We start from the raw sequence: 16925 nt of genomic DNA, 5'->3' as shown, positions 1-16925 counted from the left end.
AGATAATGACCCAATCTATGGCAACAAAAAATAAGGAACGAAAATGATAATTAAGAAAGTAATAATGGGTGTCGCTTTAGCTGCAATAACCATGACAGGGTCTGCAGCTCTTGCCGATAATCACCAGCCAGGTGAAGGCGTAACCGTTAAACCTGCGCGGGCCACGTGGGACACGGGATTTTTTCAGGAAGCGCTTGTACGACGAGGTCTTGAAACACTGGGGTATGATGTAGAAAAACCTAAAGATCTGTCGAATCCGATCTTTTACAAAACCGTGACTCTCGGTGATGTTGATTATTGGACCAATGGCTGGTTTCCAAATCATGACAGCCAGATGCCGAAAGGATTTTATGACAAAGGTGAGAAAGTTGGTTTTGTGGTTAAGGCCGGGGGTCTGCAGGGCTATTTGGTGTCTAAGAAAGAGGCCGATAAATATAATATTACCTCCCTTGAAGATTTTAAACGCCCTGAGGTGAAAAAAGCCTTTGATACCAATGGCGATGGCAAGGCCGATCTGACCGCTTGCCCTCCAGGTTGGGGATGTGAAAAAGTCATCAGCCACCATATGGATGTATACGATCTCAAAGATGCTATTAATCCGGTGACCGCTTCATATGCAGCAGGAATGGCGTCAGCGATGGCGGGTTATAAAAATGGTGGACCAATATTTTTCTATACCTGGGCACCAAACTGGACCATTTTCAAACTGAAACCAGGCAAGGACGTTGTGTGGATAAACGTTCCTGAAATTAAGCCATCCGAAGCGCAAAGTTCTGCAATTGAACGGATGACAGTGAATGGAATTGAAGGCGCGGTTTCTGATCCGGTAAAGCTTGGTTTTGTCGTTTCAGACATCCAGATAGTCGCCAACAAAAAATTCACCAAGCAGAATCCGGCAGCTAGGAAGTTTTTTGAGGTATTTACATTGCCACTTAGTGATATCAACGAACAAAATACTCGGATGAACGAAGGTGAAAAGAGTGCCAAGGATATCCAAGGACACGTAGATGAGTGGATTACCAAAAATCAGGATAAATGGAACGGTTGGCTGACTGAAGCACGAAACGCGGCCAAATAGTCTCAATCTGCAATAACTAATGGTAACCCGGAGCACACATACCATGTTTCCGGGTTTTTTAAAGATAAGACTGGTGTGTATAAAGACAATTTGACATATAACCACTACTTATCAATGAAGAGGTCATTTACTTTTGTGTTTGAAAACAGAGTATGAATAAACATTTATAGCTAGATTATTACGATTTAGCCTTTGGTAAGCCATCTCGGTATTGGTCACCATCACGCGCTGATTTCGCATCGGCTAAACGGCTAATACTTTTAAAATAGCGTTAGGAATATAGTTAAGTAGGTCACTGGCTAACATGCCATATTGGCTTAAGTCCTCTGCAGCAATGTCGCCTGCCAAACCGTGTAAATAGACACCCAAACACGCTGCATTTATTGGGCTAACGCCTTGAGCGCAAAACCCTGAAATCATACCTGTTAACACATCGCCGGTTCCGGCTTTGGCTAGCGCGCTGTTACCTGTTGGGTTGATAAATACTCGCTCGCCATCACTAATCACACTGTGTTTGCCTTTAAGTACCACCACTGTGTTTAATTGCTTAGCGGCAATACTGGCATAGTGCACCCGTTTGGCTTGAATTTCGCTGACATCAACATTGAGTAACCTTGATAACTCCTTTGGGTGTGGTGTGATAATGCTGTTTTTGGGCAAGTTGATAGATGTTTTCGATGGGCCGCTAGGATGAAGTAAGTGACTCATAAAGTTAAGTGCGTCAGCGTCAAAGATGACCGGATTAGGATTAGCTTGTATCTCAGTTAATAGGGCGTAAAAAAATCCATTATTGCCATCAGGAACAGATAAACCCTGTGAATGGCTGTTGCTAAGATGTTTGTTACTGAGTGGAGGGTTAGCGAGAGGACTAATGTTAGTGCTAATGTTAGGGCTAATAATGAGTTGGTCAGTACTGTGGCCAATACTTAATCCACTGCCCATGGAAATGACACTGGCTTGGTTGAGTTTATCGCGAAGTTGTAACACAGCCCTTTTATCAATGGCCTGTACGTCAATAGCTTGTAGGTCACTCGACTGAGTATTCGATGGCTGCATCTTTGTTGATAATAAGTCTGTTGTTTGCCCTGCATCATCATGCCTTTGTGTTACATGAGTGAGTAGTGGCAAGGTAACAACATTTGGCGTTAATGCACTCACACTGTCACATACCGATGGGCTACTGGCTAAGGTGACGTAACCCGCACCAACTCGTAATGCGGATAAACTCGACAAATAAGCCGCTCCCCGATAATGCAATGAACCAGCAATATTCAATACATGGCCAAAAGTCATTTTATGGCTGTTATCCGGCCTTGGAGGCAATATACTTTTGATATATTCCAGGGTTAACGTATTCATTGGCACTCGCGAGTTAATTTTGCATATCGATACAATAAAGTAGCACAAACAGGAAAAGCGTAATGGCTACTGCGACAAAAAAATGATGATATTTAGCTCTTACTATTAATTCATTAGTCTTGGAGGTATTGTGAATAGATTAATAGCCTTTGGCTTAGACATAATATTAAGGAAAATGAATGACTAGAATAAACTGGGGCATAGTGAGTACTGGCAGAATAGCGGCTTTATTTTGTCAAGATTTAGTCTTTTCGGCTAACAGTCATTTATATGCCGTTGCCGCGCGTCAACAAACGGATGCCGATGCTTTTGCAAAGCAATACGGCGCTGAAAAGGCCTATCAAGGCTACCAAGCATTATTTGATGATCCAGACGTTGATATTGTGTATGTCGCCACGCCACATAATTTTCATTTTCAGCAAGCTTATGATGCTTTAATGGCAGGTAAACACGTGTTGTGCGAAAAGCCGATGACAGTGTCGGTTGAAGAATGCAATATTTTGGTTACGTTAGCCAAAGACAAAGGCTTGCTGTTAATGGAAGCATTATGGACTTATTTTTTGCCAGCAATTAAACAAGCAAAAAAATGGTTAGATGAAGGCCGTATTGGTCAGCTTAAACACGTCAAAGTCGATTTTGGCTATCCGATCCCATTTACGCCTGATGGGCGTGAATATAATCCGCAATTAGCGGGTGGATGTTTATTGGATATGGGTATTTACCCATTGGCGATTGCAGATTATTTTATTAAAGCTGACATCGATAATCTGTATGTTCAAGCACATGTATGTGAAACCGGTGTTGAAGATGATGTGATTATTATTGGTAAAAGTGGTGATATCGCTGTGAGTTTAGCTTCGTCGTTTCAGTGCCGATTAAGTAATAACGCTTATCTTATTGGCGATAAAGGTTACATTGTTATTCCTGATGCATTCAGAGCATCTGAATGCAGTTTGTATCATCTAGATGAGTTGGTCGATAGCTTTATTGATAGCAGAGCATCATTGGGCTATCACTTTGAGGTGGATGAAGCATGTCGACTCATCGAACAAGGCGATCTTGAAAGTAGGGTAGTAACACATCAACATAGCTTATTGTTTCAGTCGCAACTAGCGAGAATAAAGGCACTGATTTAAGATTGATTCAGCCGCTATGCTGGCAATATAGTCAATATAGCGGCCGCCAATCATTGAGCGGGCTAACTCTTTTTTTCGGTAGCGGGTTTGCTGAAAATTTTATTGTCGCTGAACTGCATGGCGACCAATATCACAGCCATAATACTGGCTAATAGCATGGCGGTAGAAAAGCTCACCGTGGTGCCACCGGGAATAAATTCAACAAACGAAGTGATAAACTGACCGCCAAATACGGCCATCGTAAAATAGGATAAATTTTTGCCTCTAACGTTGGCTGCACTTTTTTCTACCGTCATATGGTTAAGTAACGGAATACTGAAACCAAAACCAATACCCGCAAAGACAGCTCCAATGAGTAATATCGGCATACCGTTTGCGTTTGCAAAACCAACATGCGCGAGGGCATATGCTACAAATGCGACAGCTAACAAATACGTAGCGCTCATGTGTTTGGCAACTTTTGGCATAAAGTACGCAGCAACCACTGCAACCAATGAGATAAATGCTAGTAAATTACCCACTTGAGCTTCGTTATAGCCTTGTTGAACCATGCTCTTTGGGAGCACGACAATAGCGGTAAAAAAGATCACCATTGCCATAGTGGCAAAAAGATAAACCTGATGAAGTGATAGCCCTTGTTGAGTCTGGTTGTTATCACATTCAGCCTCAACCGTGATGGATGGATGTTTACGCGGCACAAATAACAACAGCATCAGTAAAAATAACCAAGCAACTAAGTATAAACTCAGCGGATAAGCCCAATTAATACTGGCTAATGTACCGCCTAAAAACAGAAACAATACCCCACCTAATTCAATAGCCATACCCTGTTTAGCTATCATGCTGAGCCGCTCATTACCGGTGTACCATTGCGAAATAAGTACGGTACTGCTCGCCATAACTACCGCAGTAATACCGCCTAATAAAATACGATTAGACAATACAAACCAAGGGCCATTCAACCAATACACCGCAAAGCCCAAGGCCCCATAGAGTATTAAACCGACGATGAGCGCCCGATAAGCACCAAACTTATCAATTGATTTACCCGCTATTGGGGCAAATAATACTGCACCTAATGCCGGAAAAGTCACCAGCCATACCGCATATTCATTGATGCCCAATGCATTCGATATGCTTAGTAATCCCGGAGCAACAAGGGCGCCAACCATAATGGTGAGGCTGGCAATACACAGCAGCGAAAAGCTGCCAAGTTTAGATAAACGAGTCATTGTTTTACCTGTGATTTGCTGAAGAACCATGATTTAAGAGAAGAGAGCGAAAGAGTGATTGTTCAACCACTCAGTCATTGATATCAGCATTGAACATTAAGCCAGCAGCTTTAATGCTTGTATGATGTCTTCTGGCTCTGAACGAGTTCGGTAATCTACGTCGACATAACGCCAGGTGACAACGCCGTCTTGACCGATAATGAATGTCGCGGGGATCGGTAACACACTGCCATTGCCATTATTGATGGCTTCAAGGTCGAGCTTGCGATCAACGCGCATATGTTCAGCGAGAAATTCAGGCACTTGCCATGCAACCCCATATTGTGATGCAACTTTTGCATCTTGATCTGACAATACCAAGAACTCTAGGTCTTGCATTTCATCTTTTGTCAAAGAGCCATCTGGCACTTGCGGACTGATGGCAACCAATTGAGCTCCAAGGGTATGAATATCGGCTAAACGTGCTTGTAAAGCACGCAGCTGTAAGTTGCAGTACGGGCACCAACTGCCACGATAAAATGTCACTACAACAGGGCCTTGGTGCAGTAAATCTACCAGGGATATTAATTTCCCATCCGAATGAGGTAACGAAAAGTTGGGCGCTTTTTGGCCAAGATTAATTGCACTATCACCTTGTTGAAATGCTTTTGCTTGTTCAATAATATCGTCAACGACTTTCATGAAATCAGGGTTCTTTTGTCGTCCCTCATTCATTTTAGCGTCGGTTTGCTGTTGTAAACTGTTCATATATTCCCTCGATAGCAACTAATTTAGCTAGCCTTTGGCAGACGACTCTGTGATTGGGACTTTGTAAATATAACTAGGCTAAAGAGTAAAGTGTTAGCGTCTATAATAAAAATGTTATTATTTTATTGAATCTATAGCAAAAGCGTATTTGAGGTGATTGTGGATATAAAAACATTGAAAAGCTTTATTAGCGTAGCGTCACACCACAGCTTTTCTGGTGCGGCGCGTGATCTCAATACGGTACAGCCGGCGATTAGCCGTCATATTGCCATGTTGGAAGAAGAGCTAGGAGTTATGCTGTTTATCCGCAATTCGCGCCAGGTAAAAATCACTAACGCGGGAGAGCAATTGCTGCACGATGCGAAACAGATTATTGCATTGGCAGACAACGCTAAAAGTCAGGTAAAACGAGCACAGCAGGGGCAGATAGGCGAGCTTAATATCGCTCATTTAAGTTCAGCATGTTTGACTTTTATGGCAGATTTAGTTCGCAGCTATTCGCAGCAATATCCTGATGTGCATGTCACTTTATTTGAAATGACCGCGACAGAACAAATTGAAGCATTTAAAGATAACCGCATAGATGTTGGGTTTTCGCGGCCATTACCCAGCGGGATTATTGATGAATTTAACAGTAGTGATATTTACATCGACAAGTTGGTGGCCGTTGTGGGACAACACCATCCCCTGGCTGAATATAGCCAAATAGAATTGGGTCAATTACAACAGCAAAAGTTGATCATCTTTAACCGTGACGAAGCAGTAGGTTTGTTTGACGATACTATTATGCTGTGTAAACAAGCAGGATTTTCGGCCAATATTATTAGCCAACCTAAACATATGCAGACCTTGTTAACTGAGGTGGCTGCTGGTCTAGGTGTTGCTATTGCGCCTTATTGTATTCGTAAATTATACAGTCAAGGTTGTCATTTTTTACCTTTCACTGATGCACATAAAGCTATACCCACTCAGCTACATGTAAAGCGTGCTAATGATCGTGCTACTGTAGATGCTTTTGTCGCGTTGGCATTACACAACAAAGCTAAAATTGCCAAAAGTATGGCTTAATTAATAGAGCTTGAATGATAGAGTTTAAGAAGTGCAGCTAAGTGATGAAGTTTAAGTGAGATGGAACATTGCACTTAAGCCAGCTAGATACTCAACATTTTATACTAACAGGCCAGAGGAAGGCATTGACTATGGATGAGGTTTTACCACAAAACAGGCGTTATTCAGAACTTGATTGGTTGCGGGTGGTACTGATTTTTGCAGTTTTTTTACACCATGTATTGATGCCATTTAATGGTGACGACTGGCATGTGATGAATAATGAATCGAGCAAAGTGCTTGACGATATCATGGTGTACTTTGAACAACTCAGACTGCAAACATTGTTTTTTATCGCGGGTGCAGCCAGTTTTTTGTTACTGCAAAAAATGCCCGTGCGCCAATTTCTCTCGAGTAAGTTTCATCGGCTTTTTATCCCTTTGCTGGTGGGAATGATATTGATTGTGCCGCCACAACATTATTATGAAAACATTACTGAATATAGCTCTTTAGCATCGGCGTATGGTGAGTTGATGTTGTCGTTTGATAGTAATCATTTATGGTTTATTGAATTTTTAGTTATCTTTATGCTGCTTGCGGTGCCACTTAGGTATTTGTTAACACGCCAGACCGGTATTAAGTTACAACATTGGCTTGAACGAATAAGCCGTCATCGTTTTGGGTTGCTCAGTTTAGTTTTAGTGTTAATCGTATTACGTGGTGCGCTTAAATATGTTTCGCCATCAGACAGTCACCATATCGAAAACCTGTCATTGAGTGTGTTTTATTTGTTTTTCTTCTTTGCAGGCATGTGCTTTGTCAAAAGCGAGCTTATTTGGCGCGCGTTAGCTGAACATCGATACACTTATTTAGCCAGTTTGTTCGTGAGTTCAATCCTGTTTTATGGCTACTATTATTCACCTGATTTAAGCCCGTATTTGTCACTTACCACACGATGGCAATTATGGTGGTTAGTTTGTACGCTAGTGTCATGGTCTGGGTTATTAACCATGGCAGGTTTTGCGATTGCTCATATTAAAAAGACGCCAACATGGCTGCATCAAACCAACGAATTGATCTACCCGTTTTATATTTTGCATCAAACTGTGATTGTGATGTTGGCGTTTTACATTGTGCAGTGGCAAGCGTCTATTGCGATTAAATCTGTCAGTGTATTAATGAGTGCTTTTGTGGTGTGTGCCTTGCTATGTTACTACGTGATTAGGCCGTTTAAGCTCACTCGATATTTATTTGGACTTAAAATTATGTCTAAATCCAAATAGCAGGCATTAGTTAAGTTTTTGATATTAAAAAAATTTAACCGTAATAACTCACATTTAATTGAATTGAAACACCTAGGGGTGAAAAGTCCGCCAAAGGCGCAACACGCTTAATATTCGCGTTAGCTTAGTACATAAAACAATCAATTAAAAAGCGGGAGTGGATTAGCCTTCGTGCGCTAAATACTCAATAATTTGTTCCATGTTCAGATTAAAATCATCAGCACGTACACACTTAACAATTAAGTCATCAGTGACAGTCGCTAAATCAATTTTGTTTCCTACTTCAAAGCGGTCTGGTTTTAAATGATAGAAAGGTCTGACTAATGGTCGGATAGGGTCTTTTGGGTTATGACCTTCAACAATAGCGAGTCTATTTGACTCAAGTTGAACCACTGAACCGATAGGGTAAACTCCCATACAACGAATAAACTGGTCGACTAAGTCTTTATCCAATTCATTTTTTTCAGCTAACGCGCGCAAAATACTGAACGATTTCACTTGGGCATAACCCTGTTTGTAACAGCGGTGCGAAGTCAGCGCATCAAAAATATCGCATATGCTGATCATGCGCCCATAAAGGGTAATTTTTTCTGCTGGTACGCCAAATGGATAACCCAATCCATTGAGTTTTTCATGATGTAAGCTTGCCACTTCTAAACTTAGTTGGCTGATGCCTGGGGTATTCTTCATAATTTCAATCGAGTAACTGGCATGAGTTTTCATAATATGAAACTCTTCATCGGTCAGTTTGTCTGGTTTGTTTAAAATTCGATCGGGGATCATGATTTTCCCAACATCATGTAAAAATGCGCCGATAGCCAGTTGATTAACTATGTCTTTGTCGATTTTTTTATAGACGGCAAACATGGTCATCAAAACAGAGACAGACACAGAGTGTTCTAATAAATATTCATCTTTATTACGAATATTTATCACACATGATAGGGCATTGGGATTATTAAAAATTAAATCGGTGGATTCTGAGGTGATCTTTTGTACCGGATCCATGTCTAACGGAAGACCGTGCTGCGCATTATGAAACAGCTTTTTCTGAATGTCTTTTGATTCATTGAACACTTGGCGCGCTCTAACTATTTCTTGATTAAAGAAATTTGCTTTCACATCGGTGCGTACAGGCGTCACTTTTCGGGGCGCTTGAGGCTTAGGCCAACTGATATTTTGCTCAATTGTTGCGACATCAACTTCAGCTTTACTGGTATCAATGAGTAGTTTGGTAACTGATTTACGTTTTAATGCTTCAATAACCTTTTCGCTTTTAAGCACACCAGGTTTAGTGAGCGAAAAAGTATCTTTGGGTTCGGTTATTTCGACTACATACATTCCAACACAAACGTCAGTAATGTCATGTTCAATCAGCATAAATCGGTTCCTTGGGGCTATTTTCAACGTATGAGCGATGCGAGTCAAAGTACAGTTATAGTACGCTATAGTACGACATTTTTAATAATATAGCGTATATAGTGCTGCAATATAAGCGTGATAACTTAATGAAGATCAATATTTTACCAAAAAAAATACTTAGCGAGTGCTTATAAATGTAACGACAATGAAATATAAACATAAACGCAGTTTATGATGAATTACCAACGACGTCCATTGTGTTTGAATTATCGGCATGTAACTGCGCGTTTTTTATTCAAAACTTATGATTAATTCTACTAATACATGAGCTTAAATATTTTACTCTATCCCTATTACTTAACACATCGTGTTTAATTAAATGAATAAGCATCGAGTGCTAACAATTCATACTCAACGTCTTGATGTATTTTTTTAGCAACACTTGCTTCGCTCGCCCCTAAAACAGCAATAAGCGGTAAAAAATGTTCCTGAGTCGGATGATTAAACTTAGCAAATGGTGCGAGCTGTAAGTAGTTTAATAACGATTGGGTATCATTATTTGCTAGCTTTTCTTCAACCCATTTGGTGAATTGATTCATCATATCAACGCCATTTAGTGTTTTAGGCTGACGAAAAACCTCGCTTAAATTATGGCTTATTCCACCCGAACCTAATATGAGAATATTATCGTGTTTTAATGACGCAAGTAATTGTCCATATTGATAATTTTTTTCAGCGCTAACACGGGTGTTAATGGATATTTGTACGATAGGAATGTTTGCTTGTGGATACATTAATCTCAATGGGATCCATACACCATGATCCCAGCCATGTGTTGGGTCTAAATTCACCTTGATGCCAGCGTTAGTAAACGTGTTGGCAATTTGCTGAGCCAGTACAGGCTCTCCTGGCGCAGGGTAGTGAATTTGATACAGTTCATCAGGAAAACGATAGAAATCATGAACGGTTTCTGGTTGCGCCCCGGCGGTGATCACCACATCGTCAGCGACATCGAGGTGGGCAGAAAACACCACAATAGCTTTAGGTGCAGGCCGCTGCTGGCCTAATTGTTGTAAAAATCGAGATGTTTTGCTGTTTTCAACAGCCATCATAGGAGAGCCGTGTGAAATAAACAGAGGTTTTTGATGCTGTTGCATATTAGGTTTCTCGTTTAATGTCATTAACTACGAGGTTATTGTGGATTCAAATAACAATTTTTAAAAGTGTTTCATCAACATGCTGAATACGACAATAATTGGCGTAATGAATGCCTGAGTTGTTTAAATACCGGTTCGTGACTGTAACGATTGTGCTGTATAACATCAACATTCGCTTGCCAGCCAATCTCTTTAAATTCAGACGGTAACAAAACTAGTTGACCGCTATTAACATAGTTATTGGCAATATGATTGGGCAGTAAACACCAACCATGCCCCTGCAATGCCAGTTCTAGCAATATATAGTAATTGTCGGCGTACCAAGCATCTGGGCTAATGGCTGACTGAAAGCTACTGGATTTAGTATTTCGCGAACGGATCAACAGTTGGCGGTGCAATTTTAAATTGGCTAAATTATCACACACCTGTTGTGCTAAAGGGTGAGAACTTGCCACATACATATCAAACTTAATTGACCCGATTGATTCGAAATCAATGTGATTCGGAATCGTTAACTCACTGAAAATAATCCCGGTCACAGCCCGATCTGTGTCAATCATATCGATAATATCAATACTTGATGCAGTTAAAAACTCAAGCGTGATAGTTGGAAATTGAGTTTCGAGTTCATTAATAATATTGGACAGTTTTTGCAGCGGGATGCCTTCATCTAAACCAATCGTTAGCTCTGATACTGCTTGTTGGTCTAGGCTTTGGGCGCAATCACGCAGGCGTTGATGCTGGCTCAGTAATACTTGAGCATGGGGCAGTAGTTTTTCCCCTGCTGGTGTCAATTGTGGGTAACGTCCGCTGCGATCAAATAGCTCGCTATTGCAGTCTATTTCAAGGTTTATCACATGCTGACTGACAACCGACTGGGCTTTATTAAGGCTTCTAGCCGCCGATGAAAAAGACCCTGTGTTAACTGTCAGCACAAACGCTTCAAGCTGTTCAATACTATACATATCGTTTTTACCGATACTTACTAACTTTAATGTATCTTTATATTGGATGAAAATAGCGAAAACGTCACCATTAAATAGAGATAAACATGCAAAGAAGAGAAAGAGTGTTTCACGCCGTGTCTTTTGAGCTCGTTGCCATGGCCATTATTGTCCCTGCAAGTGCATTATTAATTGAAAAAAATCCATTAGATATGTTATTTGTCAGCATAGGGTTGACGCTATTTGCAATGCTTTGGAATTATGTTTACAACCTGCAGTTTGATAAGTTAATCGGCCCAAATAGAGTTGAGCGTAAAATTGGCATTAGAATTGTGCATGCGTTGGGGTTTGAAGGCGGTATGTTATTGGTGACGATTCCGTTAGTGTCATGGTATTTGGCATTAAGTCTGATTGACACCTTAATATTAGAAGCTGGGGTTTTAGGCTTTATTTTAGTGTATACCGCAGTCTTTAATTGGCTTTACGACGTGTATCAACCGTATCAAAAATGGTTTGCTCATTTGGTACATTAATATGGTTTATTAGTGTGGCTTTTCGTCTAGGTTCATTATTAGTTAACCATTGATGTAACAGAGGATTTAACCACGACGCAACGTTTGTTTTCTATTAGTGTCATGGTTGCTGTGGCATCATGATAGTCGAATAATGATAAGCTGGATGCAAAACGTGAAAAATTACCGCCTAAATTATACTGCCATCGTTATCGCCAGTGCATTGATGTTAATTAATCCTGTCGCAGCGGACACACTCGCACCGTTTACTAGTGATGGTTGCAGCGCATTTCCAGATGGCACGTTTGAACAAAGCGAATTATGGTTAGCGTGTTGCCAAAAACATGATTATGACTATTGGAAGGGCGGCACATTTGATGAACGCCTCGCATCAGATAAAGCATTACGTGCCTGTGTTACTAATGTGGGCCAACCGCAAATTGCTTTATTAATGTTAGCCGGTGTAAGAGTGGGTGGCTCGCCATATTTACCCACCCAATTTCGCTGGGGTTATGGTTGGTCATACCCAAGAGATTACGGTTCGTTAACTGAAGACGAGCACAAACAAGTAGAACGACTCTTTGGTCAAGAGCAAAAGTAATCATTAATCATATGACAACAAAATCACCACAACACATCGGCACTCTTTTAGGCGTGTTATATGGCATATCGTTAACAATATTGGCGATATACCAGCGCTAAATGACTTTGGTGGGCTGGTTACCATATCATTTATGTTTGTGGTTCCGTTGGTTATTGGTCTTATTTGCGTTCATTTTTAAGCTCAACAAAAAGTAAAATTTTTTAGCCGAACCCTTCGGACAGGGTTTGTTGGTCATTTCTGCTATGTTATCTGTTTTTATTTAAGTCATAACCAACAATTCGCTGCAAAAACAACCTTGAAAGATCATCTGGTCCTGGCGATTAAACCGATGTCACCAGTGTCATTTCGATGCCAAAAACCGTTAAGCTTAATTAAAACCTCACGCCGTTAAGCTATCCCATGAGTGTTTAATCGTTATATTTGCTATTTCGATAACATCTCAATATCCACTATTTATCGTCATAATCTCTATTATTAGAAATGGGTTGTCATTTAAAGCCTCATTCAACCGCCTTTTTAATAATGTGTTAAATAGCGTAAACAGCCACTTGCGCCTCGATGTTATTTCAGCATACAATCGTGCGCTGAAATTGAGCTAACACGTGTACGCTATAAATGAATTTATTGACCCGACTTAACAAAGTCACTGCTAAAACCTTATTTCATACTGAATCATTAGGCAGTTATTTCGAACCGCTTATCCAACGTGTTAAGCCTGCGTGGCGAGCCCACTGGTTTCGTGCCCAGGTTTTGTCAGTTAAACCGCTTCGCGATGATGTATTACAGCTTGAGTTAGCTCCGCAAAAATCTTGGCCGCAAGCCAAAGCTGGCCAACATGTGTTATTAACGGTTGAGCTAAATGGACGGTTAATGACGCGGCCTTTCTCTATTTCGTCGTCGCCCGAACAACATCATGCTCAATACCCCAAAACACGGGTTATTCGCTTAACCATTAAACATAACGCGAATGGCGCTTTTACCTCAGGGTTAAGTCGGCATATCACTGCTGGTTGTTATGTTAACTTAAGCGCGCCGCAAGGTGATTTTGTGCTAGGTGAGAGTGTTGTTGACCTGCCTGAAACCCCATTATGGTTTGTTGCTGCAGGCAGTGGTATTACTCCGTTTATGGCTATGTTGCATCAATTGGCATTGTCTATAGAACGATCAGTATTGCAATCATTAAGCCCTATTCAGCTCATCTATTTTGCTAAAGCCGGCGAGCACTTATATGTTGATGAACTTACTGCTTTAGCGCAACAGATCCCTCAGCTCTCTGTGAAAATGTTGGTGCGTAAAAATGGCGACAGTTTAGCTGCTGCATTACAGGAGTGCCCAGCAGCGAGCCAAGTGTTGATCTGCGGTCCCGGCAAGTTTAAGCAAGATGTTGACTGCCAATTAGATGCCATTAATCACCCGCCACAACACCGTCAAGCCGAGTACTTTCAAGCACCGGTATTGCCCCAAACAGATAACGGCCACCAGCATATTCAGTTAACGCAGCGAGGCAAACAAACCCAACTTATATTAGCAACGAACGATACTTTGCTAAATGGTTTAGAACTACAGGGAATAACTGCCAATTTTGGCTGCCGTATTGGTGTGTGTCACCAATGCCAGTGTGTGAAAAAAACGGGCGTGGTTAGAAATTTACGCACCAGTGAGCTATCGCAACAAGGTGAACAATTGATCCAATTATGCATTTCTCAGGCAGTGACGCCACTTGAGTTGGAATTATAAATCGATGAATAAAAATATTAATTTTGAGTTGTTAGCTAACGAGTTAGATGACTTAAAGCGCCAAACTTTAAGCGAGGTTGGTGCCACTGATGCTGCTTATATTCGTAAAGTGATTGTGTGGCAACGCGCTTTAGAGTGGGGCGGTCGTGTGTTATTGATGCTCGGGTTTATCCATCCACTATGCTGGGTTGTTGGGGTGTTGAGCTTAGCGAGCGCCAAAATTCTCGACAATATGGAAATTGGTCATAATGTGCTGCATGGGCAATATGATTGGATGAACGATCCTCATATTAACTCGCGTCAGTTTGATTGGGACATCGCCTGTGATGGTAAAAGTTGGCAACGGATCCATAATTACGAGCACCACACTTACACCAATGTAATAGGTAAGGACCGTGATTTTGGTTATGGTTTGCTGCGTTTGTCGAATGATTTTTCGTGGCGGGTTAAAAACCTATGGCAATTTATTACTTACGTTAATTTAAGTATGCTATTTCAATGGGGTGTGTCTTATCATGAACTCGCTGCAGAACGTGTTTTTATGGGTAAAAAGAAACAAGACCGATCATCAAAAGTTGATGCTAGTGAGCTCAAACGTCGTTTTTTTAGTAAAGGTGGTAAGCAACTAATCAAAGATTACCTGCTATTTCCTCTGCTGGCAGGTCCACTATTTTTGTGGGTGATATGTGGTAACTTAATGGCTAATCTAATTCGCAATCTATGGACGTCTACCATTATCTTTTGTGGCCATTTTACCACCGATGTACATACCTTTAGCCAAGCAGAGTGTGAAAATGAAACTCAAGGTCAATGGTATTATCGTCAGGCGTTAGGGTCGTCAAACATTCTCGGTGGCAAATTGTTTCATATATTTACTGGTCACTTGAGTTTTCAAATAGAACATCATTTGTTCCCAGACTTACCATCGTCACGCTACCAGCAAGTGGCGCCACAAGTGGTGGCAATATTTGCCCGCCATGGGATTGCTTATCATACAGGGCCTTTTTTACGTCAATATAGCCAAGTGGTTAAACGTATTTTACGTTATTCTCTACCATAAACTGGATGACATTCGCTGACTAAGCACTTCAACCGAAGTGCTTTTTTTTATCGATAAAATATTCATAGGCGTGGTTATTAACAGCCGTTAAGATAGGTCAATCTGTTTAAACTGGAAACGCGAGAGATGATACCTTCAGATAAAGGGGTACGAGCTATAGCAATGCTAGAAGCAAGTAAAGGAGTATTGGCTTTATTGGTTGCAATAGGCTTACATGTGTATGCTGGTACAAATTTGTCGGTGTTGGCAACACAATGGGTGACGCATTTACACCTAAACCCTGCAAGTCATTACCCGAGTATTTTTATTGCAGCGATAGGATCGGTATCGCAATCAAGTCTGACGTTATTAGCATTAGGAGCTGCGGCATATACTTTGGTGCGCTTTATTGAAGCCTATGGTTTATGGCATAACATGCGTTGGACTCAATGGTTTGCACTTTTTAGTGGCGCAATCTATTTACCTTTTGAGCTTTACGAAATGATGAGCCACTTTAGCCTGCTCAGTGTGATTGTGTTGCTAATTAATCTTGTGGTGGTCATATATATGTATTTTGTATTGTTTCCGCGTAGAGCAGCCATATGAGCTCCGCTTCAATGTTTCGTTACGCAGATTAATCTAAAATTATTAACAGAGTTTAATGGCCAGCGGTTGATCCATTAAGTGGTAATGTTAGTATAAATACTCACTAGCATTAACGATGAGTTAGCGAAAACACGATTGATTGACTCGAAATGATTTATTTTACGCGAGTTTATGACGTTAATTTATGTAGACATTCAATTAAGTCATTTGCTTTACTAAATGCACTTTATTTGAATTGAGACCCGTTTTATTAGTGGTGTAATATTTGTTTTAACGGCGAGTGTTTTTATTGGTTTAATAAAACGACGATAAATACTCGCTGAGATACAATGTAAGCAACATGTTAATAGTAGAGGTGTTTATTATTAATCTTGCTGGCTTGTAATCACCATTTATACAAATGCTGTAATGTTATGACTAATTAATTCTACTTTACGAGGAATAAAATGACTGACATCGATATTGGTATAAAAAAAGATGACCGACTAAAAGTTGCCGAAGGCTTAAAAAGTTTATTGGCTGACTCTTACACGCTTTATTTGCAAACCCATAATTTCCATTGGAATGTTACCGGGGTACATTTTCGCGAATTACACCTAATGTTTGAAGAACATTACACTGAACTTGCGACAGCGGTCGATGATATTGCCGAACGTATTCGTACCTTGGATGTGGCCGCACCGGGAACGTATAAAGAGTTTGCGCGCCTGAGTTCTATTAAAGAAGTAGAAGGTGTGCCGAGTTCTACTGATATGGTTGACTTACTTACCCTAGGCCATGAGCAAGTTGTTAAAACATCGCGACAAGTGCTTAAGTTAGCACAAGCTGCTGATGATGAGTCAACGGTAGCCTTGGTGTCTGACCGTATGCGGATACACGAGAAAACGGCGTGGATGTTAAGAGCGACACGTAAGTAATCTGTACGATACTGAACCATGTTGATACAATTTGCGATGGTTAGTGCTGTTATTATTTGAATTTGAATTTGAATTTGAGATGCGACGATCTACTCACAAAGTCGATAGTTAGCATGATATTCTGGCATTAACTAAAATGTGAGTTAAAACGTGAATTAAAAAAGC

General features: G+C 40.7%; 16 protein-coding genes. 10 read left to right on the top strand and 6 right to left on the bottom strand.

Going from position 1 to position 16925, the window contains the following annotated elements:
* Positions 1–43: 43 nt before the first annotated feature.
* Complete coding sequence (gene proX / locus CXF88_RS19525) at positions 44–1078, top strand: glycine betaine/L-proline ABC transporter substrate-binding protein ProX (protein WP_101088451.1); 1035 nt, start codon at positions 44–46, stop codon at positions 1076–1078.
* Between the two features lie 243 nt (positions 1079–1321).
* On the opposite strand, the gene CXF88_RS19520 is transcribed toward proX, so the two are convergent.
* Entirely contained in the window at positions 1322–2437 is a 1116-nt protein-coding gene (locus CXF88_RS19520) for an NAD(P)H-hydrate dehydratase (protein ID WP_101088450.1), read from the bottom strand.
* A gap of 179 nt (positions 2438–2616) precedes the next feature.
* On the opposite strand from CXF88_RS19520, the gene CXF88_RS19515 reads away from it, so the two are divergent.
* Positions 2617–3573: a Gfo/Idh/MocA family oxidoreductase gene (locus CXF88_RS19515; RefSeq protein ID WP_101088449.1), complete on the top strand. Its 957-nt coding sequence runs from the start codon at positions 2617–2619 to the stop codon at positions 3571–3573.
* A gap of 62 nt (positions 3574–3635) precedes the next feature.
* On the opposite strand, the gene CXF88_RS19510 is transcribed toward CXF88_RS19515, so the two are convergent.
* Together CXF88_RS19510 and CXF88_RS19505 are read right to left on the bottom strand one after the other, a co-directional pair.
* Positions 3636–4805 (bottom strand): MFS transporter, encoded by a 1170-nt coding sequence (locus CXF88_RS19510; RefSeq protein WP_101088448.1) that lies wholly within the window; start codon positions 4803–4805, stop codon positions 3636–3638.
* A 96-nt stretch (positions 4806–4901) separates the two neighbouring features.
* A complete protein-coding gene (locus tag CXF88_RS19505) occupies positions 4902–5552 on the bottom strand; it encodes a peroxiredoxin-like family protein (RefSeq protein WP_101088447.1) in 651 nt (216 codons plus the stop codon).
* Positions 5553–5711: 159 nt separating this feature from the next.
* Between CXF88_RS19505 and CXF88_RS19500 the strand changes: the two genes are divergently transcribed.
* Together CXF88_RS19500 and CXF88_RS19495 are read left to right on the top strand one after the other, a co-directional pair.
* Positions 5712–6620: a LysR family transcriptional regulator gene (locus CXF88_RS19500; protein ID WP_101088493.1), complete on the top strand. Its 909-nt coding sequence runs from the start codon at positions 5712–5714 to the stop codon at positions 6618–6620.
* 131 nt (positions 6621–6751) lie between these two features.
* Complete coding sequence (locus tag CXF88_RS19495; protein WP_101088446.1) at positions 6752–7882, top strand: acyltransferase; 1131 nt, start codon at positions 6752–6754, stop codon at positions 7880–7882.
* A gap of 162 nt (positions 7883–8044) precedes the next feature.
* Here the strand turns inward: CXF88_RS19495 and CXF88_RS19490 are convergent, their stop codons facing one another.
* The 3 genes from CXF88_RS19490 to CXF88_RS19480 form a co-directional block, all read right to left on the bottom strand.
* The gene (locus CXF88_RS19490) at positions 8045–9262 is read right to left on the bottom strand and encodes an HD-GYP domain-containing protein (RefSeq protein ID WP_101088445.1); all 1218 of its coding nucleotides are present in this window, start codon (positions 9260–9262) and stop codon (positions 8045–8047) included.
* Positions 9263–9615: 353 nt separating this feature from the next.
* The gene (locus CXF88_RS19485; RefSeq protein ID WP_101088444.1) at positions 9616–10401 is read right to left on the bottom strand and encodes a class III extradiol ring-cleavage dioxygenase; all 786 of its coding nucleotides are present in this window, start codon (positions 10399–10401) and stop codon (positions 9616–9618) included.
* 74 nt (positions 10402–10475) lie between these two features.
* The gene (locus tag CXF88_RS19480) at positions 10476–11366 is read right to left on the bottom strand and encodes a LysR family transcriptional regulator (protein ID WP_101088443.1); all 891 of its coding nucleotides are present in this window, start codon (positions 11364–11366) and stop codon (positions 10476–10478) included.
* A gap of 86 nt (positions 11367–11452) precedes the next feature.
* Between CXF88_RS19480 and CXF88_RS19475 the strand changes: the two genes are divergently transcribed.
* From CXF88_RS19475 to CXF88_RS19450, 6 genes are all read left to right on the top strand, one after another.
* On the top strand, positions 11453–11878 hold the full coding sequence (locus tag CXF88_RS19475) for a PACE efflux transporter (RefSeq protein WP_101088442.1): 426 nt from the start codon (positions 11453–11455) through the stop codon (positions 11876–11878).
* A 205-nt stretch (positions 11879–12083) separates the two neighbouring features.
* Positions 12084–12458 (top strand): hypothetical protein, encoded by a 375-nt coding sequence (locus CXF88_RS19470; RefSeq protein WP_101088492.1) that lies wholly within the window; start codon positions 12084–12086, stop codon positions 12456–12458.
* Positions 12459–13076: 618 nt separating this feature from the next.
* A complete protein-coding gene (locus tag CXF88_RS19465) occupies positions 13077–14198 on the top strand; it encodes an iron-sulfur cluster-binding domain-containing protein (protein WP_101088441.1) in 1122 nt (373 codons plus the stop codon).
* A gap of 4 nt (positions 14199–14202) precedes the next feature.
* Positions 14203–15258, top strand: a complete 1056-nt coding sequence (locus CXF88_RS19460; protein WP_101088440.1) for an acyl-CoA desaturase — start codon at positions 14203–14205, stop codon at positions 15256–15258.
* 126 nt (positions 15259–15384) lie between these two features.
* The gene (locus tag CXF88_RS19455; RefSeq protein WP_101088439.1) at positions 15385–15843 is read left to right on the top strand and encodes a DUF2127 domain-containing protein; all 459 of its coding nucleotides are present in this window, start codon (positions 15385–15387) and stop codon (positions 15841–15843) included.
* Between the two features lie 446 nt (positions 15844–16289).
* Entirely contained in the window at positions 16290–16760 is a 471-nt protein-coding gene (locus CXF88_RS19450; protein WP_101088438.1) for a Dps family protein, read from the top strand.
* The last annotated feature ends 165 nt before the right edge of the window (positions 16761–16925 follow it).

The organism is Shewanella sp. ALD9 (genome assembly GCF_002836315.1).
In the GTDB taxonomy this organism is placed as follows: Bacteria; Pseudomonadota; Gammaproteobacteria; order Enterobacterales; family Shewanellaceae; genus Shewanella.
This window is presented reverse-complemented; position numbering and strand designations above follow the sequence as displayed.